A 21,274-nucleotide genomic window follows, 5' to 3' on the forward strand; every position below is an offset into this window, starting at 1 on the left:
AGGCCGAACGGTTCATCCAGACCCTGCTGCGGGAATGGGCCTACGCGGCGACATACCGTGACAGTGAGCATCGCAAAACAGTGCTGCCAGAATGGGTGCGCTATTACAACACCCAGCGACCGCATGGCTCTCTGGGCCACAGGGCGCCTATGACCGTCCTTGCGGCGGCATGAACAACGTCCCTAGGAACTACAGCTAGCGTGCTCTCGCTCACCGTGTTGGCGGGGTGCACCCCGACCCCGGCAGCATCGCCCAGTGCGTCTCCGTCGATCGTGCCAGAAGCCTCGGCGTCGGCTGAGCCCGAGGCGCCCAGCCGTCCGGCACTCAGCGAGCTCGTGTTGAGCTCAGAAGGCCTGGGCCCGCTGTTGTTGGGTGTCACTCCCGAGACCGATCCGGCTCTGCGCATCGTGCAGTTCGACCCCATCGCGTGCACCGATGCGGTGACGGGGTATGGCATGGGCATTGTTGCGGGCGATCCGCTGGCCGGGGCGTGGCTCGTCGACCCCGTCTATGAGCTGCCGCCCGCGCCGGACAGCAGTGGGCAGCCGTTCGGCGTGAACGTCGACGATTCGGCGGGCAACGCCCTTGTGCGCATTGACCTGTACACCAACGACATTCCTACCGACGGAGGCGTGCGCATTGGGGATGATCGCGCTGATGTTCTCGCGGGTCACCCCAGCGCTGCGCTCGTGTCCAGTGGCCTCACCGACATCTATGTCGAAACCGGCACCAATGGCATCTTGCAGATCGAAGTGGCGTCGCGCGCGACGCCGGAGCAAGACGCGTATTGGGCATCCGTCAGTATTCCCGATGGCCAGGTGCTGTACATTCACGCGGTCGAGACGTCGATCGGCGTGTTCTCGGTGGCCGGAAGCGGCAACATCGCGGGTGGCTGCAACTTCGGCTAGACCGGCCCGCAGTTCACTCGCCCGAGAGCGTGTCGCCCGCGCTCGTGTCGCACGTGCGCGGGTACCGTGGGCGCATGGCATCGAGCACACGGTCGTCGTCGCGCCCTCGCGCCGCTTCGTCGCGCTCGGGGAGCGCTCGCGGGGGTAACTCGCGCACGCAAGCCACGAAGAAGCTTCCGAGTTCGGTCGAACCGGAGCAGGGCATCCTGGCGCGCGCGTGGATGGGCATGGCCCACGTGACGGGCGGCATGTTCCGTGTTCTCGGCCGCGAGACGCTCGCGAAAGACGAACGACGCGATGGCGTGCCCTTCTTCATCGTCGTTCTCGCAATCGTCGGCGCGATCGTGGAGTGGTTCTTCGCGACCGACCCGGTGGCCGTCGCCCTCAACGCCTGGACGTTTGGCGGTCTCGTGGGCCGCGTTTCGTTCGCGATGCCCGTCATCATGCTCGTGTTCGCGGGCTGGCTCTTCCGACACCCCGCGAGCGTGCACGACAACACGCGCATTGGCATTGGGCTTGGCCTTTTGATCGCGAGCGTGAGTGCCCTGTGCCACATCGCTCTCGGCGCTCCGCAGCCCGCCCTGCCTCCGCTGGCCCTCGCGCAAGCGGGCGGTATCGTCGGCTGGGTTCTCGGCGGGGTGTTGCTCTTCGCGACCGTCTACATCGCGGTTCCCGCTCTCGTGCTACTTGCTGCACTCTCGGTGCTCATCATGACCAAGACGCCGCCGAACCGCATCGGCGACCGCTTGCGCGAGCTCTACAGCTACCTCTTCGGTGCCGAACTCGCCCCGCGCGAGCCGAAGCAGAAGGCCGAGCCGGAGGAGGTCGAGTTCGGGTCGCTCACCGATCTCGGCCTCGACATGAACGACTCAACGTCGATGCCGTGGTGGCGTAAGGGAAAGTCGACGCGCGAGGCCGAGGCGTTTGACAGCCCGGTCGAACGCGCCGGGGTCACCGATGTCATCGACCCTGCCGACCGCGCCGCAGTGACCGAGAACCTCGATGACGTGCTCTCGGCGGCCGAGCAGGCCGTGCGTCGCTTTACCGGTGAGGTGGATGCCGCGCCCTCCGGCCGCGAACCGCTCGCGCCCGCCGTCTTGCCGGGTTTCGCCACTACGGCGAGCGAGAAGGGAGCGGCCGGCGAGTTCACCACGCCGCCCGCCGGGCGTTCTGGCGGTACGAAGCCGTATCGCTTGCCCGCAGCATCTCTGCTCGCCCCGGGAGACCCGCCCAAGTCAAAGTCGGCCGCCAACGACTCGGTCGTTGCGGCCATCACTGAGGTGCTCGAACAGTTTCAGGTCGACGCGCGCGTGACGGGCTTTAGTCGCGGTCCGAGTGTCACGCGCTATGAGATCGAGCTCGGCCCCGGCGTCAAGGTTGAGCGGTTTACGGCGCTCACCAAGAACATCTCGTATGCCGTGGCGAGCAACGAGGTGAACATCCTGTCGCCCATTCCAGGCAAGAGCGCGATTGGCGTCGAGATTCCGAATGTCGACCGCGAGATCGTGAGCCTCGGCGACGTGCTGCGCTCGAGCGCGGCGTCGAAGGCCCTGCACCCGATGACGATCGGGGTCGGCAAAGACGTCGAGGGCGGCTATCTCGTGGCGAACCTCGCCAAGATGCCCCACTTGCTCGTTGCCGGCTCGACGGGCTCGGGCAAGTCGAGTTTCGTCAACTCGATGATCACGAGCGTGCTGATGCGGGCCAAGCCGGCCGAAGTGCGCATGGTGCTCGTCGACCCCAAGCGCGTTGAACTCGCTGCCTACCAGGGTGTGCCCCACCTCATCACGCCCATCATCACGAACCCCAAGAAGGCGGCCGAAGCGCTGCAGTGGGTCGTGAAAGAGATGGACATGCGCTACGACGACCTCGCGTCGTTCGGGTTCCGGCACATCGATGACTTCAACCGGGCCGTGCTTGCGGGCGAGATCGTGCTTCCGGAGGGGAGCAAGCGCCAGCTGCAGCCGTACCCCTATCTGCTCGTCGTCGTCGATGAGCTCGCCGACCTCATGATGGTCGCGCCGCGCGATGTCGAAGATTCGATTGTGCGCATCACCCAGCTCGCGCGCGCATCGGGCATCCACCTTGTGCTTGCCACCCAGCGCCCGAGTGTCGACGTCGTGACGGGCCTCATCAAGGCCAACGTGCCGAGCCGTCTCGCGTTCGCCGTCTCGAGCATGACCGACAGCCGCGTCATTCTTGACCAGCCCGGTGCTGACAAGCTCATCGGCCAGGGCGACGCGCTCTTCTTGCCCATGGGGGCGTCGAAGGCGATTCGCGTTCAAGGTGCGTGGGTTACCGAAGCGGAGATCGCCGCCGTCGTTGATCACGTCAAGAAGCAGGCGTTGCCCGAGTACCGCAACGACGTGGCCGCCGAGGCGACGAAGCGCGAAATCGACGCCGACATCGGTGACGACCTCGAGGTGCTGCTCGCGGCGGCAGAGCTCGTCGTCAGCACGCAGTTCGGCTCGACGTCGATGCTGCAGCGCAAGCTGCGCGTGGGCTTCGCGAAGGCCGGCCGCCTCATGGATCTGCTCGAGTCGCGTGAGATCGTCGGCCCCTCCGAAGGCTCGAAGGCACGCGATGTGCTCGTGAGCCCCGACCAACTTCCTGACGTGCTCGCTCGACTGCGCGGGGAGGATGCTCCATCCCCGTCGCGCCAGGCCGCCGACGACCCCGTAGCGCGGATGACCGAGGGGTATCCTGAGGTCGACGGCGACTCTGATGAGGACGCCTGGAAGCTGACCGACCGCGAGTGAGGCGCCGCCGCCTCGATTCGTGTTCGCCCACCAGGAGGATCGTGTGACCGAGTCTGAGGCCCACGCCCGGTCGTACTCGTTGCGAGGGCGCGTCGTGCGGGCGGGCGACACCCCCGCGAGCAGCGGAAACCTGGCGAACATCATCACGGTGGTGCGCATCCTGCTCGCCCCCGTCTTCGTGGTGTTGCTCGTGCTCGATGGCGGCGCCGATGGTCCGCTGCGGGTTGCTGCTGCCCTGCTCTTTATCGTCGCGATCGCAACGGATGGCGTCGATGGCATGCTCGCGCGTCGCCGTAACCTCGTGACCGACCTCGGCATTCTGCTTGACCCCATCGCCGACAAGCTGCTCACAGGAGCCGCGCTCGTCATGCTTGCGGTGCTGGCGGAACTGCCGGTCTGGGTCGTCGTGGTGATCTTGGTGCGCGAGTGGGGCATCACGCTGTTCCGCTTCCTTATGCTGCGCGACCGGGTCATCCCGGCCTCGCGCGGGGGCAAAATCAAGACAGTCGTGCAAGCCGTTGCGATTTCGCTCGCCCTCTTGCCGCTGTGGAACCTCTTTGGTGACTGGGTTCACGACATCAACATCGTGCTCATGTCGGCTGCACTGGTGTTGACCGTCGTGACGGGCATCGACTACCTCGTGCAGGCGTGGCGCCAGAACCGTGGCCTCCGCGTGTGACGTCACCCTCGAATGCCGACCGAACCGCGCAGCTGATCTCTGATCTGACGGATGCGGGGCTCACGCTCGCGGTCGCCGAGTCGCTCACCGGGGGAGCGGTCGTCGCCGAACTCATCCGCATTCCCGGTGCCTCGCTCGTCGTCCGCGGTGGCATCGTGGCCTATGACACGGCGCTCAAGCACAGCCTCCTCGCGGTCTCGGCCGAGCTGCTCGCGACGCACGGGCCCGTTCACCCCGATGTCGCCGCGGCCATGGCCGAGGGAGTGCGGTCGGCACTGACGATCGACGGGCATCCCGCCGATATCGGACTCGCGACGACCGGAGTCGCCGGCCCCGACCCGCAAGGGGGCGCCCCCGTCGGTCTCGTCTTCGTCGCGGTGACGGATGCTGCGGGCACGGTCGTGAGCGAGCACCGGTTCTCGGGCGACCGCGCCGCGATTCGAGCCGCCGCCGCTGATGCGGTGCTCACGCTGCTCGCCGACCGGCTCACGACCTCGTCATGATTCAGAACTATCGGGAATGCCATGGGTGACAGTCGTGTTACAGACAGCAGACTGACAACCGCTCCTCAGGTGGTGACGGTTACAGTTGAGCAATCCGGTTCCGGTAGTGTTACCGCCCGGCGAAATTCTGGCCGTGAGGCGAGTGAAAAGGAGGTCCCCATGGTTCTGGTTCGACAGGAAATCGGTGAGGTCCTCCGTGACGTGCGTTTGCAGAAGGGCCGCACGTTGCGTCAGGTAGCGAGCCGCGCCAGCGTGGCGCTGGGTTACCTGAGTGAGGTTGAGCGCGGCCAAAAAGAGGCGTCGAGCGAGATTCTCGCGTCGGTGGCTGAGGCCCTCGATACCCCCATCTCGGTCATCATGCGAGAGGTCGGCGACCGTTTGGCCGTCATTGAGGGCCTGAGCGTTGTGCCCGACACGTTGCCCGACGACCTGGTCGCGCAGTTCGACGCCGACCTGGCTATGCGCTAGCCAACGACTGATTCTCGAGCGGTGACACGAAGCGAGTTCCTTCGTGCCATCGTCGACGAGTTCGGCGATGCCTACGGGCGAAGCCTCGTGCGCGACCTCGTGCTGACGGCGCTTGGCGAGCGCACGGCGGACGAGGCGCTCGCTGCGGGGCTTGCGCCTCGCGAGGTGTGGCTTGCGCTGTGCGCGGCGATGGATGTTCCGCGCGAGCGCTGGTATGGCGCGGGGCGCCCCGAACCGAAGCGCGTCTAGCTCCGCATCCGTCTCCCGACCATCGGTCGGCGACACGCCGCCTGTCGATCATTCGAACATCTGTTCGCCACTCGCATAGACTCCTCCCCAGCGGCACTCGAACACGAGTCACAGCACGTGCTGCGCGTCAGAACCCCGAATGTCGGGCCTGAGGCGTACCGTCGGTCTCGTCGGCGATAGCCGTCACGCCTTGTCGTGATCCGTTCGGCCTTGCTCCATCGGCCGGACGAGGAGCGACAGAAGACAGGCACACCGCGCACGAGATGAAATAGGAGACCGCAATGCCCTCTGCAGCAGACCGCGAGAAAGCCCTCGAAACCGCTCTCGCCCAGATCGACCGTCAGTTCGGTAAAGGCAGCGTCATGCGCCTTGGTTCCGATGATCGTGCGCCCGTCGCCGTAATTCCCACGGGATCCATCGCGCTCGATGTCGCGCTCGGCATTGGCGGCCTCCCGCGGGGTCGCATCATCGAGATCTATGGCCCCGAATCATCGGGAAAGACCACGCTCACCCTCCACGCCATCGCCAACGTGCAAAAGGCCGGGGGCATCGCCGCGTTCATCGACGCCGAGCACGCTCTCGACCCTGACTATGCGCAAAAGCTCGGTGTCGATATCGACCAGTTGCTCGTTTCGCAGCCCGACACGGGTGAGCAGGCGCTCGAGATTGCCGACATGCTCGTGCGCTCGGGCTCGATCGACCTCGTCGTCATTGACTCGGTCGCTGCCCTCGTTCCCCGTGCCGAGATCGAAGGCGAAATGGGCGACAGCCACGTTGGCCTTCAGGCCCGCCTGATGTCGCAGGCCCTGCGCAAGCTCACCGGTGGCCTCAACACCACGCAGACGTCGATGATCTTCATCAACCAGTTGCGCGAGAAGATCGGTGTCTTCTTCGGCAGCCCCGAGACCACCGCGGGTGGCAAGGCGCTCAAGTTCTACGCGTCGGTACGACTCGACATTCGCCGCATTGAGACGCTCAAAGACGGCACCGAGGCCGTCGGAAACCGCACGCGTGTCAAGGTCGTCAAGAACAAGATGGCTCCGCCGTTCAAGCAGGCCGAGTTCGACATTCTCTACGGCGTGGGCATCTCGCGCGAGGGCAGTCTCATCGACTTCGGTGTCGAGCACGAGATCGTGCGCAAGTCGGGCGCGTGGTACACCTACGAGGGCGATCAGTTGGGCCAGGGCAAAGAGAACGCCCGCAACTTCCTCATCGACAACCCGGCGATGGCGGCTGAGATCGAGACCAAGATTCTTGCCAAGCTCGGAATCGGGGCGAAGCCCGCTGGTGGTGAACCGGTTGCCGTGGCACCGCAAAAGCCCGTCGCCGACAAGCCAGCAAGCAAGGCGGCGGCGACGAAGGCCGCGGCCTCGGCTCCTGCTGCGACCGCCGCTGTTCCGGCTGGCGACACAGTGATGCCCGAACTGAGCCCTCTCGCTGACGACGCTGAGCAGCCCGTGCTGCGGGCAGCAGCTGGCGCCTGATGACAAGCTCGAGCACCACCGGGCAGGGACCGCACGGAGAAGCGCCCGCTGAGGGCGCGCCGGTTGCCCGTCGTCACCGCGCTGACGACATCGCGGGCTTGGCGCCCGTGACCTACCTGCCCGGGGTGCTCGAAGCGGCGGCGCGAGCTGCCGCTGCAGAGGAGGAGGCCGCGGCTGCTGCCAAGGAGGAGGCCGCGGCTGCTGCCAAGGAGGCGGCCGAGGCTGCTGTGAACGCAGCCCCTCAATCGGCGCGAGACGCAGCCCAACACGCTCTCGTCGAGGCCGAGGCAGCTGCCAGAGCGCGCACACACGATTCAGCCTCCGCCGCCCAGACGCGCGAGGTGCGACGCGCGGAGAACGTCACCCTTCATGCAATCACCCGCCGGGGGCAATCGCGCGCCGAAGTGGCTGATCTGCTCCGCCGTCGCGAGATCGACCCCGTCGTTGCTGAGGCTGAGCTCGACCGCCTCGAGTCGGTTGGACTGATTGACGATCGCGCCCTCGCGGCCGATCTCGCTGACCGTCTTCGAACGCGAAAGAAGCTAGGCCCATCGGCGCTGCGGTCTGAACTCATGCGGCGCAAGCTTGATCGCGCCGCGATTGACGAAGCATTGGCGGGAACCGACGATGACGGTGCGGACGACGAGCTGGTCGTTGAGCTCGCTCGCGACCGCGCTCGTCGTCTTGGAGGGCTCGATCGAACGACGGCCGAGCGCCGCCTGGTCGACTACCTCGCGCGTAAGGGCCACTCGGGCAGTTCGGCCCGCGAGGCTGCTCGTCAGGCACTCGATGCCCGTGGCGACGAGCTCAGCGGTTCGGCGCAACGGGTCGAGTTTCGCTAGCACGCTCGCTGCGCATCCCTTCGTCTCGTCGCACACCCCTCCGCCGTAGACTGGCAGGGCCATGAGTACTCTTCTTGCCGCTCCCGTGTCGGCCGCGTCCGGCGAACGACCGCGCACCTACGAGGTGCGCACGTTCGGGTGTCAGATGAACGTGCATGACTCTGAGCGACTGAGCGGGTCGCTCGAGGCCGCGGGGTACGTCAAGGCAACCGAGGGTCAGGCTGACGTGGTCGTCATCAACACGTGTGCCGTACGCGAGAACGCCGACAATAAGCTTTACGGCACGCTGGGTCACCTTGCGAGTATCAAGCGTGAGCACGAGGGCATGCAGATCGCCGTGGGCGGGTGCCTCGCTCAGAAAGACACCACGACCATCCTCGATCGCGCTCCCTACGTCGACGTCGTCTTCGGAACGCACAATATAGGCTCATTGCCCGCGTTGTTGGAGCGAGCGCGACACAACGGCGAGGCGCAACTCGAGATTCTTGAGTCGCTTGAGGTGTTCCCATCGACCCTGCCGACCCGTCGTGACTCGACCTACAGCGGCTGGGTGAGCATCTCGGTGGGGTGCAACAACACCTGCACGTTCTGCATCGTGCCCGCACTGCGCGGCAAGGAGAAAGACCGGCGACCGGGCGACATCCTGTCTGAAATTCAGGCACTCGTGGACGACGGGGCCATCGAAGTGACGCTGCTCGGCCAGAACGTCAACTCATACGGCGTCGAGTTCGGCGACCGGCTCGCCTTCGGAAAACTGCTGCGCGCGGCAGGCCGCATCGTTGGTCTCGAGCGCCTTCGATTCACGAGCCCCCACCCGGCGGCATTTACTGACGACGTGATCGACGCCATGGCCGAGACCCCTGTCGTCATGCCGCAGCTTCACATGCCGCTGCAGTCAGGTTCTGACCGCATTCTCAAGGCCATGCGACGCTCGTATCGCAGCGACAGATTCCTGGGCATTCTCGATCGCGTGCGTGACCGCATTCCCCACGCCGCGATCACGACCGACATTATTGTGGGATTCCCGGGCGAGACTGACGACGACTTCGCCGACACTCTGAGGGTCGTCGAGCAGTCGCGGTTCGCGAGCGCCTTTACCTTCCAGTACTCAATCCGTCCGGGAACGCCGGCGGCCACGATGCCAGACCAAGTGCCGAAAGCCGTGGTGCAAGAGCGTTACGAGCGCCTCACGGCGCTGCAAGACGCCATCAGCGGTGCCGAGAACCAAGCGCAGGTGGGCCGTGAGGTTCGCGTGCTCATGTCGTCGACCGAGGGCAAGAAGAACGCCGAGACGGCGCGCATCTCGGGTCGCGCCGAAGACGGACGGTTGGTTCACTTGTCTGTGCCTGCCACGAGCGAGACGCCTCGCCCCGGCGACGTGGTGACTACGACGATCACGCAGGCAGCGACCTTCCACCTCATCGCCGACCACGATGAGCCCCTGCGCATTCGCCGCACGCGCGCGGGCGATGCGTGGGACCGTGCCGAGGCCGAGAGTTGTGGCGTGCCGGCTCCCGCGGCGACGACGGGTGCCCCGCGTGCCGTGTCGCTTGGCCTTCCGACACTGCGCATCGGCACCGGTCACGACGCCTCCCGTTCATGACCCACGGCCGACGCACGTGATCATTGCGATCGTCGGCGCGACGGGCACCGGAAAATCGTCCCTCTCGCTTGATCTGGCAGAGTTCTGGAGCGACCGAGGCCTCGCGGTCGAGGTCGTGAACGCTGATGCCATGCAGCTGTACCGGGGCATGGACATCGGAACAGCCAAGCTCGCGATTGCCGATCGCCGTGGCATCCCGCACCACCTCATCGATGTGCTCGACGTCGTCGACGAAGCGAGCGTGGCCCGTTTTCAGACGGATGCTCGCGCAGCGATCACGAGCATCCAGGGTCGCGGCGCGGTGCCTCTGCTCGTGGGCGGCTCAGGCCTCTACCTCGCCTCGGTGCTCACTGACTTTCAGTTTCCGGGCACTGATCCCGACCGTCGCGCGCATTGGGAAGGCGAGTTGGAGCGGCTCGGGCCCGCTGCACTGCACGCCGAACTCGAACGCCGCGACCCGGCCGCGGCCGCCGCGATCGGGCCGCACAACGGTCGCCGCATTGTGCGCGCTCTCGAAGTGGGTGACATCACCGGCGAGCCGTTCAGCGCCGGACTCGCGGCTCGAGCGACGCCCTGGCAGCCCTACCGGCAGTTCGCGCTCGCGCTCGATCGTGACGCACTGGTCGAGCGGCTCGACGAGCGCGTGGTCGCGATGTGGTCGAGCGGTCTTCTCGACGAGGTGCGCGAGCTTCTTCCTCTCGGGCTTGAGCGCGGCGTCACGGCGAGCCGAGCCATCGGCTATGCGCAGGCCATCGCGCAATTGCGTGGCGAGATCGACCAGGCTCAGGCAATTGCCGAGACGCAGTCGCTGACGCGCCGCTATGCGCGCCGGCAGGTCAGCTGGTTTCGGCGCGACGCGTCGGTTGAATGGCTCGACGCTCGTGCCGATGATCTCGTCGCCCAAATCGATCACCTGCTCGAGCATCCGGCCCCCGTTAGCATGAGCGAGTGACGACTCTGCGATTCACGAAGGGACACGGAACCGGCAACGATTTCGTGGTGTTCAGTGACCCCGAGGGTGCGCTCGACCTCTCGAGTGCCCAGCGGGCAGCGCTGGCTGACCGTCGTTTCGGCGTCGGGGCCGATGGCGTGATTCGAGCGGTGCGCTCGGCGAGCATCCCCGAGGGCCAGGCGCTCATCGCCGAGGTTCCTGAGGCTGAGTGGTTCATGGACTACACGAACGCCGACGGCAGCGTGTCAGAAATGTGCGGCAACGGCATCCGCGTGTTCGCGCGCTACCTGATCGAAGAGAATCTCGTTGACCTGCCCGCCGGACATTCGATGGCGATCGCCACGCGAGCGGGCATCATCGATGTGCACCGGCTTGCCGACGGATTCGCTGCTGATCTGGGCAGATGGCGACTCGACGGCGGTGAACCGCTCGTGCGCGCGCAGGCTCTGCCGGTCGCGCGACCCGGTCTCGGCATCAACGTCGGCAACCCGCATGTTGTCGTGGCCCTCGCGAGCGACGAAGAACTTGATGCGCTCAATCTCACCGTGGCGCCCACGCTTGACCCCGTCGCACCCGCAGGCGCCAATGTCGAATTCGTCGTACCAGCCGACCCGTTGGTCGTTGATGGCACCGGCCGTATCCGCATGCGTGTGCACGAGCGCGGAAGCGGCGAAACGCTCTCGTGCGGAACGGGCGCCGTCGCAGCAGCTCTCGCCGTGCGCTATTGGGCGGGAGAGTCGGCGCCGAGCGAGTGGCGTGTGACGGTACCGGGCGGCGTTCTTGGCGTTCGAATGTTCGCCGCGGAAGACGGCGAACATGTTGCGCTCTCCGGCCCGGCCGAGCTCGTCTTCGACGGCGAGATCACCGTCTAACGCCGCACGTCTCCGTCGGAGGGTGTGCCCTGGGTCGCGATCGGTCCGGTGAGCCCTGAGCGATTGCGCACGCGAAGCACGCGAAAACCCTTGTGTGTCGCCGCCCTCGTGACCGTCAGGTGGCCGGCAAAGCGGTCCGCCATCCACCGCTGCAACGAGTCGCTCCCGAGATTGCGCGACACCACGAGCCATGCGTCGGCGCCCTCGCGTAGGCGAGGGAGCCAGCGGTCGAGCATCCCGTGCAGTTCGTTTTTGCCCACTCTGATGGGAGGGTTCGACCAGATCGCCATGAAGCGCACATCGTCGGGCACGGCGTCGGGCGTGACTGCCCGCACGTTGTCGAGGCCGAGCGCTTCCGCGTTGCGGCGCGTGAGGTCGAGGGCACGCTCGTTCACGTCAACGGCCCAGACGGTGGCATGCGGCGACTCGATCGCGAGGGTCAGTGTGATGGGCCCCCAACCGCATCCGATGTCGAGCAGATCCCCACTCGGTGGAGGGTCGGCAACGTGGCTCAAGAGCACGTGCGTGCCCACGTCGAGCCCACCCGGGCTGAAGACACCGCCGGCGGTGTGGAGGTCACGAGGGTGACCCGCGAGAGTGACCGTGAGTGGCTTCGCAACGAACTCGCCGCTCGGTTGAGCGGAGAAGTAGTGGTCGGCAGCCATGCGCAGAATCTACCGAAGTCGGGCGGAGTACAGTGAACGGCATATGCCGAGCCACGAGACTCCTGATTCTGTCGACGACACCACCGCCCCGCTGAGCACTGACGCCGGGGCGGATGCTGTGGCGCGCGTGCTGGCTAACGCAGAGTCGCGCGCCCGCTCGGTCTCGCTCCACGGCGCGGCGGCATTGCAAGACGATGCCAGCTACTCGTTCGACCGCGACGGTGACCAGTCCGAGCGTGAGGACCGCGCCGCGCTGCGGCGCGTGCGCGGGCTATCGACCGAACTCGAAGACGTCACTGAGGTTGAGTACCGCCAACTGCGGCTCGAAAACGTCGTGCTCATCGGCATCTATCAGCAGGGTTCGCTTGATGACGCCGAGAACTCGCTCCGAGAACTCGCGGCGCTGGCAGAGACGGCAGGCGCCGCGGTGCTCGATGGCTTGCTGCAGCGGCGCCCGCATCCCGACCCCAGCACGTTCCTCGGCAAGGGAAAGGCTGCCGAACTCGCCCTCATCGTGGCCGAGCTTGGCGCCGACACCGTGATTGCCGACACCGAGTTGGCCCCCAGTCAACGGCGTGCGCTCGAAGACGTCGTGAAGGTCAAGGTCATCGATCGCACGGCCGTCATTCTCGACATCTTTAGTCAGCACGCCAAGAGCCGCGAAGGTAAAGCGCAAGTCGAACTCGCACAACTCGAGTACTTGTTGCCGCGGCTTCGCGGTTGGGGCGAGTCGATGTCGCGCCAAGCCGGTGGACAGGTGGGAGCCGGCGGTGCCGGTATGGGAAGCCGTGGCCCCGGCGAGACAAAGATCGAGCTCGATCGTCGTCGCATTAACACGCGCATGGCGAAGTTGCGCAAGCAGATCAAGGGCTTCGCTCCGGCACGCGCGGCCAAGCGCGCGAACCGCGACCGCTACGCCGTCCCGAGCGTTGCCATCGCGGGATATACCAATGCGGGCAAGTCGAGTTTGCTCAACCGCATCACCCGTGCGGGTGTGCTCGTTGAGAACGCTCTGTTTGCCACACTCGACCCCACGGTGCGCAAGTCGACGACGCCCGACGGTCGGCCATACACGATTGCTGACACCGTGGGTTTCGTGCGCAACTTGCCGCACCAGCTCGTCGAAGCGTTCCGCTCGACGCTGGAAGAAGTCGCCGAGTCTGACGTGATTCTGCACGTTGTCGATGGCGCGCATCCTGATCCCGCTGCACAGCTCGCCACCGTGCGTGACGTCATCGGCGAGGTTGGTGCGCGCGAGCTCCCTGAGTTGGTCGCGGTCAACAAGAGTGACCTTCTCGATGACGACGCCCGATTGCTGTTGAGGGGGCTCGTGCCTGACGCCGTGTTCGTCTCGGCCAAGACGGGCGAAGGCATCGACGAGCTTCAGCAGCGCATCGCCGAGATGCTGCCCAACCCCGAGGTTGAGCTCACGGTTGTGATTCCCTATGACCGAGGCGATCTCGTCTCGCTCTTGCACGATCGAGGGCGCATCGTCGAGACGAGGTACGACGAGGCGGGAACCCGTGTGCACGCGTTCGCCACTCCCGAAATCGCCACTCTCGTCGAGCAGTTCTCGGTCGCGAAGGCTGTGTAGCGGCTCCTAGACCGAGCGCAGTACCGCCACGACCTTGCCCAGCACGGTGGCATGGTCGCCCAAGATGGGCTCATAGGCAGAGTTCTGGGGCAGCAGCCACGTGTGACCGTCGCGCTGTTTGAAGACCTTGACCGTCGCCTCGTTGTCAAGCATCGCGGCCACGATCTCGCCGTTTTCGGCCGTGTTCTGCTGGCGAACGACGACCCAGTCGCCATCACAAATAGCGGCATCGATCATCGAGTCACCGACAACCGTCAGGATGAACAGGTCTCCCTTGCCAACGAGTTGCCGGGGGAGAGGCACGACTTCTTCGACCATCTGGTCAGCCGTGATCGGGATGCCGGCAGCAATACGACCAACAAGCGGAACCATCGCGGCGTCGCCCACCGACGGCCCGGGCAGGGCATCCGAGTCGACCGCGTGCGAGGGGTCGGGTTCGAGGTCGATAAGAACTTCGAGCGCACGAGGCCGATTAGGGTCGCGTCGCAGATAGCCACTGAGTTCGAGCTGGCCCAACTGGTGCGACACGCTCGAGAGTGAGGCCAAGCCGACTGCTTCGGCGATCTCGCGCATGCTGGGCGGATACCCCCGGCGTGCGACTGACGCCTGGATCACACCCAAGATCTCGCGCTGCTTGTCGCTCAGCGTTGTGCGCCGCCGCGTGCCGGCGGCCGCGTCGGGCGTGATGTCGTGCTCGTCGTCGACCATGTCGGCTCCGCTCGTGTCAGTCGTGCTGGGCACCCGCTGCTCGCGGTGCGATGTCGTGCAGCGCGGCGCAGCGAATGTCGGAGGTCGGGTGTGAACTTTTCCTGAACCCTCGAAACTCTATCCACCAGACCGTGTCATATCAAACATCTGTTCGAGTGTGTCGCGGTTCTGAGAAGAAAAAAGGTTCTGGGGCTTGAATGTGTGTTCGATCGAATGTATGTTCGGAACACAGGTTCGCATCGGGTTCTCCCGGCCGAGGGCACGATGCATCCCCCGGTGGCGCAGTTGTTTCGCACCCCGTGTCGCCGGGGGACCTGTGCCAAACACAGCACCTGTGCCAACACGGCACCTGAGCCAACACGGCACCTGTGCCAACCACAGCACGAACGCAGCACCACCAGCGCAGCATCACGAATGGAGAGAGGCCCGCTCATGAGCACCATCGCTTACGGTTCCGCGGTTCGCGTGGTTCCGAACTCGTATGCCGCAACTCCGGTGGTTCGCACGCGCTTGCGCCTCACCCGACGAGGTCGGGCCGTCATCGCCTCTCTCGTTTCTCTGCCCCTCGTCATCGCCCTCATGTCCATGGCGCTCAATGGCGGGGGAGCAACCGCGACCGCGGGCGACGCGGTCGTCGAGACTGTCACGGTCGAAGCGGGCGAGTCGCTCTGGTCGGTTGCCGCCGCGATCGCGCCCGAATCATCGACGGCCGACGTCGTCGCTGACCTCATCGCGGTGAATGAACTGACGAGCGCCGAGTTGCTTCCGGGCCAGGTGCTCATCGTTCCCGCCCGCTACTCCGACTGAGGCGCGGTCGACTGACCCGGCTTCGGGCCCCGCTACAACGCCGGGTCGCACCGGATGGCGCGACTACGATGAGTGAGTGACGAGCCTCGCCGACCTGCCGATTCGCGACGATCTTCGCGGCAAGAGCCCCTATGGTGCTCCGCAAAAGCCCGTACGCATCGCCCTGAACGTCAATGAGAACACTCATGAGGTTCCCGCTGAGGTCATCGCCCACGTTGCTGCTGCGGTCGAGCGTGAATTGCACGGCGTCAATCGGTACCCCGATCGTGAGTTCACGCTGCTGCGCGAGCACCTGGCGGGCTATCTCACGGCGGCGACGCAGAGCAGAGGCTCAACGGCCCCTGACATCTCACCCGACCAGATCTGGGCGGCCAATGGCTCCAATGAAGTGATTCAGCACATCCTTCAAGCGTTCGGAGGCCCAGGTCGCCGGGTGTTGGGGTTTCCGCCCACCTATTCGATGCACTCGATCATCGCTGCCGGAACGGGCACTGAGTGGGTCTCGGCCGAGCGCGATGCCGACTTTCTGCTGAGCCCAGAGACGGCAGTTGCTGCGGTTCGCCGGGTTGATCCCGATGTCGTCTTTCTGTGCGCACCCAATAACCCCACGGGTACGCCGCTCGGGCTTGACACGATTGCTGCCGTGTACGAGGCCAGCCGCGGAATCGTCATGGTCGACGAGGCCTATGCCGAGTTCATGCCCGTGGGCCAGCCCGATGCCCTCAGCCTGTTGCCGGGGCGCGAACGACTCGTGGTGTCACGCACGATGAGCAAGGCGTTCGCCTTCGCCGGTGCTCGCCTGGGCTACCTCGCCGCGGATCCCGCGGTGATCGACGCTCTTCGGCTGGTGCGCCTGCCGTATCACTTGTCGGCACTCACGCAAGCGGCCGCGGTCGCCGCGCTCGAGCACGCCCCGACAATGCTGCGAACAGTGGGGGCGATTCGTGACCAGCGCGATCGCTTGCTCATCGAGCTCGCGCGCCTGGGCTACGCCCCGCACGACAGCTGGGCCAACTTTGTGTTGTTCGGCAATGTCTCCGACCCTCAGCGCACCTTTGAGCAACTGCTCGAGCACGACATTCTGATTCGCGACGTGGGGCTCGCGAATCACCTTCGGGTGACGGCGGGCACCCCCGCCGAGACCACAGAGTTCCTCGACGTGCTCGCTAGACTGAGCCGGTGAGCACCCCCCGCATCGCCGAACTTCGGCGAGAGACCAGCGAGTCGTCGATCGAATTGCGTCTCAACCTCGATGGTTCAGGCCGCTCGTCGATTTCGACCACCGTTCCGTTCTTCGATCACATGTTGACGGCCTTCGCCAAGCACGCGCTCGTTGATCTCGACGTCACGTCGACCGGTGACACTCACATCGACGTGCACCACACCGTTGAAGACACGGGCATCGTGCTCGGCACGGCCATCGCGCAGGCCCTGGGCGACAAAGCGGGCATCGCTCGATTCGGTGATGCTCTTGTTCCCCTCGACGAAGCTCTCGCCCAGGCGGTCGTTGACGTGAGCGGTCGCCCGTATCTCGTGCACTCGGGTGAACCCGCTGGCTTCGAGTTTCACTTGATCGGCGGGCACTTCACGGGCTCGATGGTGCGCCACGTCTTCGAGGCCATCACGATGCACGCTGGCCTTACCGTGCACCTGTCAGTTCTTGCCGGACGCGACCCGCACCACATTGCCGAGGCCGAGTTCAAGGCCTTTGCCCGCGCGTTCCGCGCCGCGGTGCAGCGCGACGACCGCGTGCAGGGCGTGCCGTCAACGAAGGGTGCCCTCTGAGCGTGAATGCTCCCCTCGTGGTCGTGCTCGACTACGGATCGGGCAACGTGCACTCGGCGGCCAAGGCGGTCGAGGCGGCGGGCGCCCGCGTCGAACTCACGGCCGATCGCGATCGCGTCATGGCAGCCGATGGACGGTTGGTTCCCGGTGTCGGTGCCTTTAGTGCGGTCATGGATGCCCTCCGGGCCGTGCGCGGAGACGAGCTCATCGATCGTCGGCTCGCGGGCGGCCGGCCGGTGCTCGGCATCTGCGTGGGTCAGCAAGTCATGTTCGAGCGGGGAGACGAGCGCGGCATTGTCACCGACGGCCTTGGGCAGTGGCCCGGCACGGTGTCGGCATTAGCGGCGCCCACCGTTCCGCACATGGGCTGGAATACCGTCGACGCGCCGGCAGAGTCGCGGCTTTTCGCGGGGCTGCACGACGAGCGCTTTTACTTCGTGCACTCGTACGCCGCCCACGAGTGGAGCCTCGACCCGCATCCGGCCATCCCGACGCCCCTTGTCACGTGGGCGCAGCACGGCGAGCGCTTCATCGCTGCCGTCGAAAACGGGCCCCTCACTGCCACACAGTTTCACCCCGAAAAGTCGGGTGAGGCGGGCTTGCGCCTGCTGAGCAATTGGCTTGACAGCCTCTAGACGCGCGCTGACAGCCCGCGGCCAGCGCGCAGGATACGATTGCGTGTTTGGCCGCGCCGATCAGAGCGTTGTCGCCGTGACCACCACAGAAAGCTAGTGATGAGCGAGTTCTCGACAGTCCCTGCCCTGACCCTTCTTCCGGCGGTTGACGTTGCCGGAGGCAAGGCCGTGCGCCTCACGCAGGGCGAGGCCGGATCAGAGACGAGCTACGGCGACCCGATCGATGCCGCGCACGAGTGGGCAGACCAGGGTGCCGAGTGGATCCACCTCGTCGACCTCGACGCCGCCTTCGGCCGGGGGAGCAACCGATCCATCATCAAGAAGGTCGTGAAGACGACCCCGAAGAACGTCAACATCGAGCTGTCGGGCGGCATCCGCGACGACGCGACTCTCGAAGCGGCTCTTGCGACGGGCGCCAAGCGCATCAATCTTGGCACGGCGGCGCTCGAAAACCCCGAGTGGGCTGCCCATGTCATCGCAGAATACGGCGAGGCGATCGCGGTCGGCCTCGATGTTCGCGGCACGACGTTGGCAGCGCGGGGGTGGACGGAAGACGGCGGTGACCTCTGGGCCGTGCTCGAGCGCCTCGAGTCGGCGGGGTGTGCCCGCTACGTCGTCACGGACGTCACGAAAGACGGCACGCTCAAGGGCCCGAACCTCGACTTGCTGCGCTCGGTGATGGAACGCACCGACCGACCCGTGATCGCCTCCGGGGGTGTCGCGAGCCTCGACGACATTGCCGCACTGCGCGAGCTGGTGCCGCTCGGGCTCGAGGGTGCGATCGTCGGCAAAGCCCTCTACGCGGGCGCGTTCACGCTGCCTGAAGCTCTGGATGTCGCCGGAAACTGATTCGGCCGGCCAGCCCTGGAAGGGCCGGCACTTCGAGCCGAACGCGAGCGCGACTGACGACGGCTCGGCACCGGAGGCTTTCATTGCCGCGGTTGCTCGACTGCGCTCGAATGAGGGCAGCGTGGTCGAGCTCGTCGATGTTGTGCGCACCTGTCGCTTTCTCATCCCGCTCGTCGCCGTCGCGGGCGAGACGGGTGTGACCGATGACGGTCACGTGGTCGACAAGACCCAAGAACTCTCCATCATCACGGTCGCGGGCCCCGATGGCCGTGCGGTGCTCCCCGTGTTCTCGTCTGTTGACGCCATGCGCCAGTGGCGACCGGATGCTCGCCCCGTGCCGGCCGATGCCGTGCGCGTTGCCCTTGCCGCTGCCGCAGAGCACACCGACCGCGTGGTCATCGACGCTCGATCACCCGAGACGCTCGTCGTGCTTCCTCGGCCCGCCGTCTGGGCGATTGCGCAAGGTGTTCCGTGGGTGCCCGCGGTGGATGACGCCGCGGTGCTCGAGGCGGTGGCACGACCGGCGGCACAGCATCCCGAAATCTGGGCAGTCAGTCTTGTCGCCGGTGATCCGTTCGCACGCGGCGAGTCGGCCGAGGTGATCGTTCGACTGTCGATTGAACCGGAGGTGTCTGCGGATCGCGTGCGAGAGCTCATCGCTGAGCTCAGCACGCACTGGGCGGCCGATGCGACCGTCGCTGAGCGCATCGACTCCCTGTCGGTTCAGCCCCTCGTGGCGCCCCGATCGGCAGAGTCGTCGCCGCAGCAATAACTAGGTGACGGGCCCCGTGAGCTTCTCGCCGGGGCCCTGACCGGGCGCGTCGGGGAACGGGGAGGCTTCGCGGAACGCGAGCTGGACCGAGCGAAGCCCGTCGCGCAGCACGCGCGCGTGGTGGTCGCCCAATTCGGGGGCGGATGCGGTGATGAGGCCCGCGAGAGCGGTAATGAGTTTGCGCGCTTCGGCGAGGTCAATCTCGTCGTCGCCGTGTTCAGAGAGACCACACTTCACGGCCGCTGCGCTCAGCAGGTGTACCGCGACGGTGTTAATGATTTCGACCGCCGGAACCTCGGCGATGTCGCGCGAGGGCTCGGTGTCGGTGGGGTTCTCGCTCATGAGACCTTTCACCTGCTATCGTTATGGGGGCTCCGGGGCCAGATCCCCGGTACGAAAGTGGAGAATCCTCCCACCCGCGCTTGACCGATTACTAGGTTACCGGGTCGAATCACCCCGTTCGACGGTTGAAAAACCGCGCGAAGTCTGTGGGTGGTGCTGGCCATGCGCCAGGGATGCACTTCTTCTCTTTCGATGGAATCACCACTGATCCATTCGGATCACGACAGAGGAGAATCGCATCAGCGAACCGAGAACGAACGACCGTATCCGCGTCCCCGAGGTCCGTCTTGTGGGCCCCGCTGGTGAGCAGGTCGGAGTTGTCAAGATCGAGGTTGCTTTGCGCTTGGCGCAAGAGGCCGACCTCGATCTCGTCGAGGTCGCCCCCAACTCGAAGCCGCCCGTGGTCAAGATCATGGACTACGGCAAGTTCAAGTACGAGGCGGCGCAGAAGGCCAAAGAGGCCCGCCGCAACCAGGCAAACACCATTCTCAAAGAGGTGCGCTTTCGCCTGAAGATCGACAAGCACGATTACGAGACCAAGCGCAAGCGCGCCGAGGGCTTCCTCCAGGCGGGCGACAAGGTCAAGGCCATGATTTTGTTCCGCGGTCGTGAGCAGTCGCGTCCTGAACAGGGTGTTCGCCTGTTGCAGCGCTTCGCCGAAGACGTCGCCGAGTTTGGCACTGTCGAGTCGAGCCCCATGATCGATGGCCGCAACATGGTCATGATCATCGGCCCGCTGCGCAATAAGGCAGACGCAAAGGCTGAGCAGATGGCACAGCGTGCTGCGTCGAAGGCCGCCCGCAAGGTGGCCGACACATCGCCGCAGGCCGAGGCTGCGCCGGCCAAGCCTGCCGCAGCGAAGCCTGCTGCTGACAAGCCCGCCGCTGCCGTGGCGCCGGCGAGTGCCGAGGTGCCCGCCGCTGAGGCTCCGGCCACGAAGCCTGCTGCTGCAAAGGCCGCTCCGGCGAAGCCTGCCGCTGCCAAGCCCGCCGCTGCCAAGCCCGCCGCAGACAAGGCCGACAAGCCTGCTGCAGCGAAGCCCGCTGCTGCAGCGAAGCCGGCTGCCGCGAAGCCCGCTGCTGCAAAGCCGGCGGCAGCCCCCAAGCCCTCCGCGTCGGCTTAAGCCGCACCGCGCATCCAAACCTAAGAGAAACGAGGAAGCAATGCCCAAGCAGAAGACGCACTCCGGTGCCAAGAAGCGCTTCAAGCTCACCGGCTCCGGCAAGGTCATGAAGCAGGGTGCAGGCATGCGCCACAACCTGGAGAAGAAGTCCAGCGAGACCACTCGTCGCCTCAACCGCGAGGTCGTGCTTGCTCCGCAAGACGCGAAGACGATCAAGAAGCTCATTGGCAAGAAGTAAGACCCGAGAAACGATCTAAAGGACTACAGAAATGGCAAGAGTCAAGCGGGCCGTCAACGCCCAGAAGAAGCGTCGGGTCATCCTCGAGCGGGCCGAGGGCTACCGCGGTCAGCGGTCGCGCCTCTACCGCAAGGCCAAGGAGCAGGTCACCCACTCCCTCGTCTACGCCTACCGCGACCGTCGCGCGAAGAAGGGCGAGTTCCGCCGTCTCTGGATTCAGCGCATCAACGCGGCGGCGCGTGCCAACGGCATGACCTACAACCGCCTCATCCAGGGTCTCGGCATCGCCGGCGTTGAGGTTGACCGCCGCATGCTCGCCGAGCTGGCCGTCAACGAGCCGGCCGCCTTCACGGCCCTCGTTAAGGTCGCGAAGGAGGCCCTTCCGGCCGACACCTCGGCCCCCAAGGCTGACGCGGCCTAGGTCGCCACACCACCGC

The 21,274-nt window shown here is 65.8% G+C and carries 25 protein-coding genes; 22 read left to right on the forward strand and 3 right to left on the reverse strand.

The genetic code is table 11. The annotated features are described in order from the left end of the window. The 12 genes from SFU54_RS06170 to dapF form a co-directional block, all read left to right on the forward strand. A partial coding sequence (locus SFU54_RS06170; RefSeq protein ID WP_319015439.1) for an integrase core domain-containing protein occupies nucleotides 1-173 on the forward strand: 173 nt, incomplete at its 5' end. A 27-nt stretch (nucleotides 174-200) separates the two neighbouring features. Continuing rightward, the gene (locus SFU54_RS06175) at nucleotides 201-908 is read left to right on the forward strand and encodes a hypothetical protein (protein ID WP_319015412.1); all 708 of its coding nucleotides are present in this window, start codon (nucleotides 201-203) and stop codon (nucleotides 906-908) included. A 74-nt stretch (nucleotides 909-982) separates the two neighbouring features. Beyond that, nucleotides 983-3,667, forward strand: a complete 2,685-nt coding sequence (locus tag SFU54_RS06180; RefSeq protein ID WP_319015413.1) for an FtsK/SpoIIIE family DNA translocase — start codon at nucleotides 983-985, stop codon at nucleotides 3,665-3,667. Between the two features lie 43 nt (nucleotides 3,668-3,710). Beyond that, entirely contained in the window at nucleotides 3,711-4,346 is a 636-nt protein-coding gene (pgsA, locus tag SFU54_RS06185; RefSeq protein ID WP_413466576.1) for a CDP-diacylglycerol--glycerol-3-phosphate 3-phosphatidyltransferase, read from the forward strand. Next, nucleotides 4,343-4,849, forward strand: coding sequence for a CinA family protein (locus SFU54_RS06190; protein WP_319015414.1), 507 nt, complete (start codon nucleotides 4,343-4,345; stop codon nucleotides 4,847-4,849). Before pgsA ends, SFU54_RS06190 begins: the two co-directional genes overlap by 4 nt. Before the next feature lie 159 nt (nucleotides 4,850-5,008). Continuing rightward, the gene (locus SFU54_RS06195) at nucleotides 5,009-5,317 is read left to right on the forward strand and encodes a helix-turn-helix transcriptional regulator (protein ID WP_319015415.1); all 309 of its coding nucleotides are present in this window, start codon (nucleotides 5,009-5,011) and stop codon (nucleotides 5,315-5,317) included. Between the two features lie 21 nt (nucleotides 5,318-5,338). Then, entirely contained in the window at nucleotides 5,339-5,566 is a 228-nt protein-coding gene (locus SFU54_RS06200; protein WP_319015416.1) for a DUF3046 domain-containing protein, read from the forward strand. A 281-nt stretch (nucleotides 5,567-5,847) separates the two neighbouring features. After that, nucleotides 5,848-7,050, forward strand: a complete 1,203-nt coding sequence (recA, locus tag SFU54_RS06205; RefSeq protein WP_319015417.1) for a recombinase RecA — start codon at nucleotides 5,848-5,850, stop codon at nucleotides 7,048-7,050. Continuing rightward, nucleotides 7,050-7,892 (forward strand): regulatory protein RecX, encoded by an 843-nt coding sequence (locus SFU54_RS06210; protein ID WP_319015418.1) that lies wholly within the window; start codon nucleotides 7,050-7,052, stop codon nucleotides 7,890-7,892. Before recA ends, SFU54_RS06210 begins: the two co-directional genes overlap by 1 nt. 61 nt (nucleotides 7,893-7,953) lie before the next feature. Then, a complete protein-coding gene (gene miaB, locus SFU54_RS06215) occupies nucleotides 7,954-9,495 on the forward strand; it encodes a tRNA (N6-isopentenyl adenosine(37)-C2)-methylthiotransferase MiaB (RefSeq protein ID WP_319015419.1) in 1,542 nt (513 codons plus the stop codon). Between the two features lie 16 nt (nucleotides 9,496-9,511). Then, the gene (miaA, locus tag SFU54_RS06220) at nucleotides 9,512-10,447 is read left to right on the forward strand and encodes a tRNA (adenosine(37)-N6)-dimethylallyltransferase MiaA (RefSeq protein WP_319015420.1); all 936 of its coding nucleotides are present in this window, start codon (nucleotides 9,512-9,514) and stop codon (nucleotides 10,445-10,447) included. Next, nucleotides 10,444-11,319, forward strand: a complete 876-nt coding sequence (gene dapF, locus SFU54_RS06225) for a diaminopimelate epimerase (protein WP_319015421.1) — start codon at nucleotides 10,444-10,446, stop codon at nucleotides 11,317-11,319. The genes miaA and dapF overlap by 4 nt, the downstream gene beginning before the upstream one ends. Here dapF and SFU54_RS06230 read toward each other — a convergent pair. Beyond that, nucleotides 11,316-11,984 carry a class I SAM-dependent methyltransferase gene (locus SFU54_RS06230; protein ID WP_319015422.1) on the reverse strand — a complete coding sequence of 223 codons (669 nt, stop codon included), beginning with the start codon at nucleotides 11,982-11,984 and terminating at the stop codon, nucleotides 11,316-11,318. The genes dapF and SFU54_RS06230 overlap by 4 nt on opposite strands. Before the next feature lie 43 nt (nucleotides 11,985-12,027). Between SFU54_RS06230 and hflX the strand changes: the two genes are divergently transcribed. After that, nucleotides 12,028-13,578, forward strand: coding sequence for a GTPase HflX (gene hflX / locus SFU54_RS06235; RefSeq protein WP_319015423.1), 1,551 nt, complete (start codon nucleotides 12,028-12,030; stop codon nucleotides 13,576-13,578). Nucleotides 13,579-13,584: 6 nt separating this feature from the next. Here the strand turns inward: hflX and lexA are convergent, their stop codons facing one another. Continuing rightward, entirely contained in the window at nucleotides 13,585-14,265 is a 681-nt protein-coding gene (lexA, locus tag SFU54_RS06240; protein ID WP_319015441.1) for a transcriptional repressor LexA, read from the reverse strand. A gap of 453 nt (nucleotides 14,266-14,718) precedes the next feature. On the opposite strand from lexA, the gene SFU54_RS06245 reads away from it, so the two are divergent. The 6 genes from SFU54_RS06245 to SFU54_RS06270 all read left to right on the forward strand — a co-directional run bounded on the left by SFU54_RS06245 (nucleotide 14,719) and on the right by SFU54_RS06270 (nucleotide 19,134). Beyond that, nucleotides 14,719-15,093, forward strand: coding sequence for a LysM peptidoglycan-binding domain-containing protein (locus tag SFU54_RS06245; protein WP_319015424.1), 375 nt, complete (start codon nucleotides 14,719-14,721; stop codon nucleotides 15,091-15,093). 76 nt (nucleotides 15,094-15,169) lie between these two features. Next, nucleotides 15,170-16,276, forward strand: a complete 1,107-nt coding sequence (locus SFU54_RS06250) for a histidinol-phosphate transaminase (RefSeq protein WP_319015425.1) — start codon at nucleotides 15,170-15,172, stop codon at nucleotides 16,274-16,276. Then, on the forward strand, nucleotides 16,273-16,878 hold the full coding sequence (hisB, locus tag SFU54_RS06255; protein ID WP_319015426.1) for an imidazoleglycerol-phosphate dehydratase HisB: 606 nt from the start codon (nucleotides 16,273-16,275) through the stop codon (nucleotides 16,876-16,878). Before SFU54_RS06250 ends, hisB begins: the two co-directional genes overlap by 4 nt. Nucleotides 16,879-16,880: 2 nt before the next feature. After that, complete coding sequence (gene hisH / locus SFU54_RS06260; RefSeq protein ID WP_319015427.1) at nucleotides 16,881-17,513, forward strand: imidazole glycerol phosphate synthase subunit HisH; 633 nt, start codon at nucleotides 16,881-16,883, stop codon at nucleotides 17,511-17,513. 99 nt (nucleotides 17,514-17,612) lie between these two features. Continuing rightward, a complete protein-coding gene (gene priA / locus SFU54_RS06265) occupies nucleotides 17,613-18,362 on the forward strand; it encodes a bifunctional 1-(5-phosphoribosyl)-5-((5-phosphoribosylamino)methylideneamino)imidazole-4-carboxamide isomerase/phosphoribosylanthranilate isomerase PriA (RefSeq protein WP_319015428.1) in 750 nt (249 codons plus the stop codon). Further along, on the forward strand, nucleotides 18,346-19,134 hold the full coding sequence (locus tag SFU54_RS06270) for an SseB family protein (RefSeq protein ID WP_319015429.1): 789 nt from the start codon (nucleotides 18,346-18,348) through the stop codon (nucleotides 19,132-19,134). The genes priA and SFU54_RS06270 overlap by 17 nt, the downstream gene beginning before the upstream one ends. On the opposite strand, the gene SFU54_RS06275 is transcribed toward SFU54_RS06270, so the two are convergent. Next, the gene (locus SFU54_RS06275) at nucleotides 19,135-19,476 is read right to left on the reverse strand and encodes a DUF1844 domain-containing protein (RefSeq protein WP_319015430.1); all 342 of its coding nucleotides are present in this window, start codon (nucleotides 19,474-19,476) and stop codon (nucleotides 19,135-19,137) included. Between the two features lie 238 nt (nucleotides 19,477-19,714). Here SFU54_RS06275 and infC point away from each other — a divergent pair, with 238 nt between their 5' ends. The 3 genes from infC to rplT are packed head-to-tail and all read left to right on the forward strand — an operon-like array spanning nucleotide 19,715 to nucleotide 21,258. Further along, nucleotides 19,715-20,599 (forward strand): translation initiation factor IF-3, encoded by an 885-nt coding sequence (infC, locus tag SFU54_RS06280; protein ID WP_319015442.1) that lies wholly within the window; start codon nucleotides 19,715-19,717, stop codon nucleotides 20,597-20,599. Nucleotides 20,600-20,639: 40 nt separating this feature from the next. Further along, the gene (gene rpmI / locus SFU54_RS06285) at nucleotides 20,640-20,837 is read left to right on the forward strand and encodes a 50S ribosomal protein L35 (protein WP_319015431.1); all 198 of its coding nucleotides are present in this window, start codon (nucleotides 20,640-20,642) and stop codon (nucleotides 20,835-20,837) included. Between the two features lie 31 nt (nucleotides 20,838-20,868). Further along, nucleotides 20,869-21,258: a 50S ribosomal protein L20 gene (gene rplT, locus SFU54_RS06290; protein ID WP_319015432.1), complete on the forward strand. Its 390-nt coding sequence runs from the start codon at nucleotides 20,869-20,871 to the stop codon at nucleotides 21,256-21,258. Nucleotides 21,259-21,274: the final 16 nt, after the last annotated feature.

The sequence above is a fragment of the Microcella sp. genome (genome assembly GCF_033763155.1).
GTDB lineage: Bacteria > Actinomycetota > Actinomycetes > Actinomycetales > Microbacteriaceae > Microcella.

Coding starts and splice junctions, on each gene's coding strand:
- SFU54_RS06180 (WP_319015413.1), top strand. CDS start 983: ATGGCATCGAGCACACGGTCGTCGTCGCGCCCTCGCGCCGCTTCGTCG.
- SFU54_RS06195 (WP_319015415.1), top strand. CDS start 5,009: ATGGTTCTGGTTCGACAGGAAATCGGTGAGGTCCTCCGTGACGTGCGT.
- recA (WP_319015417.1), top strand. CDS start 5,848: ATGCCCTCTGCAGCAGACCGCGAGAAAGCCCTCGAAACCGCTCTCGCC.
- SFU54_RS06210 (WP_319015418.1), top strand. CDS start 7,050: ATGACAAGCTCGAGCACCACCGGGCAGGGACCGCACGGAGAAGCGCCC.
- miaB (WP_319015419.1), top strand. CDS start 7,954: ATGAGTACTCTTCTTGCCGCTCCCGTGTCGGCCGCGTCCGGCGAACGA.
- SFU54_RS06230 (WP_319015422.1), bottom strand. CDS start 11,984: ATGGCTGCCGACCACTACTTCTCCGCTCAACCGAGCGGCGAGTTCGTT.
- hflX (WP_319015423.1), top strand. CDS start 12,028: ATGCCGAGCCACGAGACTCCTGATTCTGTCGACGACACCACCGCCCCG.
- SFU54_RS06245 (WP_319015424.1), top strand. CDS start 14,719: ATGAGCACCATCGCTTACGGTTCCGCGGTTCGCGTGGTTCCGAACTCG.
- priA (WP_319015428.1), top strand. CDS start 17,613: ATGAGCGAGTTCTCGACAGTCCCTGCCCTGACCCTTCTTCCGGCGGTT.
- SFU54_RS06270 (WP_319015429.1), top strand. CDS start 18,346: ATGTCGCCGGAAACTGATTCGGCCGGCCAGCCCTGGAAGGGCCGGCAC.
- SFU54_RS06275 (WP_319015430.1), bottom strand. CDS start 19,476: ATGAGCGAGAACCCCACCGACACCGAGCCCTCGCGCGACATCGCCGAG.
- rpmI (WP_319015431.1), top strand. CDS start 20,640: ATGCCCAAGCAGAAGACGCACTCCGGTGCCAAGAAGCGCTTCAAGCTC.
- rplT (WP_319015432.1), top strand. CDS start 20,869: ATGGCAAGAGTCAAGCGGGCCGTCAACGCCCAGAAGAAGCGTCGGGTC.